We start from the raw sequence: 2,287 nt of genomic DNA on the forward strand, positions 1-2,287 counted from the left end.
TTCTGTTCTTTAACAACCAGGAAACAAGCTGAAAAACTGAAGAGACTTTCAAGTCCTTTTAAGGATAAGAAAAAGTCTGAGTAAGAAAAAATCTTGATTGAACAAAAGCAATCAAGTGTTTAGTTGAAAACACAACATCAAGAATTTTTGAGGTTGTATAGTTAAGTGACTAAGCGTACAAGGTGGATGCCTTGGCAATCAGAGGCGACGAAGGACGTGCTAATCTGCGAAAAGCTTGGATGAGTCGATAAGAGGCGTTTAATCCAAGATGTCCGAATGGGGAAACCCAGTAGATGAAGAATCTACTATCACTTACTGAATCCATAGGTAAGTGAGGCAAACCGGGAGAACTGAAACATCTAAGTACCCCGAGGAAAAGAAATCAACCGAGATTTCGTTAGTAGCGGCGAGCGAACGCGAAGGAGCCTGTTAGTGATAATGACAGAGACAGAGGAACAAGCTGGGAAGCTTGGCGATACAGGGTGATAGCCCCGTACTCGAAGTCCAGGTCATGGTACTAAGCTAACGATAAGTAGGGCGGGACACGTGATATCCTGTTTGAAGATGGGGGGACCATCCTCCAAGGCTAAATACTCCTGATTGACCGATAGTGAACCAGTACTGTGAAGGAAAGGCGAAAAGAACCCCGGTGAGGGGAGTGAAATAGAACCTGAAACCTTGTACGTACAAGCAGTGGGAGCCCTTTAAGGGTGACTGCGTACCTTTTGTATAATGGGTCAGCGACTTATATTTTGTAGCGAGGTTAACCGAATAGGGGAGCCGAAGGGAAACCGAGTCTTAACTGGGCGTCTAGTTGCAAGGTATAGACCCGAAACCCGGTGATCTAGCCATGGGCAGGTTGAAGGTTGGGTAACACTAACTGGAGGACCGAACCGACTAATGTTGAAAAATTAGCGGATGACTTGTGGCTGGGGGTGAAAGGCCAATCAAACCGGGAGATAGCTGGTTCTCCCCGAAATCTATTTAGGTAGAGCCTTGAGCGGACACCTTCGGGGGTAGAGCACTGTTTCGGCTAGGGGTCCATCCCGGATTACCAACCCGATGCAAACTACGAATACCGAAGAGTGATACTCAGGAGACACACGGCGGGTGCTAACGTCCGTCGTGGAGAGGGAAACAACCCAGACCGCCAGCTAAGGTCCCAAAGTCTATATTAAGTGGGAAACGAGGTGGGAAGGCTTAGACAGCTAGGATGTTGGCTTAGAAGCAGCCATCATTTAAAGAAAGCGTAATAGCTCACTAGTCGAGTCGGCCTGCGCGGAAGATGTAACGGGGCTCAAATATAGCACCGAAGCTGCGGCATCAGTAGCAATACTGTTGGGTAGGGGAGCGTTCTGTAAGCGGATGAAGGTGAATCGAGAGGTTTGCTGGACGTATCAGAAGTGCGAATGCTGACATAAGTAACGATAAAACGGGTGAAAAACCCGTTCGCCGGAAGACCAAGGGTTCCTGTCCAACGTTAATCGGGGCAGGGTGAGTCGGCCCCTAAGGCGAGGCTGAAAAGCGTAGTCGATGGGAAACGGGTTAATATTCCCGTACTTGGATAAACTGCGATGTGGGGACGGAGCAGGTTAGGTTATCGCACTGTTGGATATGTGCGTTTAAGTTGGTAGGTGTGAAGTTTAGGCAAATCCGGACTTCTTTAACACTGAGAGATGATGACGAGGCTCTACGGAGCTGAAGTAACCGATACCACACTTCCAGGAAAAGCCACTAAGCTTCAGGTTTATCTAAACCGTACTGAAAACCGACACAGGTGGTCAGGTAGAGAATACTCAGGCGCTTGAGAGAACTCGGGTGAAGGAACTAGGCAAAATAGCACCGTAACTTCGGGAGAAGGTGCGCCGGCGTAGATTGTAGTCCCTTGCGGATGAAGGTTGAACCGGTCGAAGATACCAGCTGGCTGCAACTGTTTATTAAAAACACAGCACTCTGCAAACACGAAAGTGGACGTATAGGGTGTGATGCCTGCCCGGTGCTGGAAGGTTAATTGATGGTGTAATCGAAAGAGAAGCTCCTGATCGAAGCCCCAGTAAACGGCGGCCGTAACTATAACGGTCCTAAGGTAGCGAAATTCCTTGTCGGGTAAGTTCCGACCTGCACGAATGGCATAATGATGGCCAGGCTGTCTCCACCCGAGACTCAGTGAAATTGAAATCGCCGTGAAGATGCGGTGTACCCGCGGCTAGACGGAAAGACCCCGTGAACCTTTACTATAGCTTGACACTGAACATTGAATTTTGATGTGTAGGATAGGTGGGAGACT

The 2,287-nt window shown here is 48.5% G+C and carries 1 rRNA gene; it reads left to right on the forward strand.

From position 1 onward, the window contains the following. Positions 1–159 precede the first annotated feature (159 nt). A 23S ribosomal RNA gene (locus tag HMPREF3020_RS01665) occupies positions 160–2,287 on the forward strand; the annotation flags it as partial.

Origin of the sequence: Haemophilus sp. HMSC068C11 (assembly GCF_001815355.1) — a bacterium.
GTDB lineage: Bacteria > Pseudomonadota > Gammaproteobacteria > Enterobacterales > Pasteurellaceae > Haemophilus_D.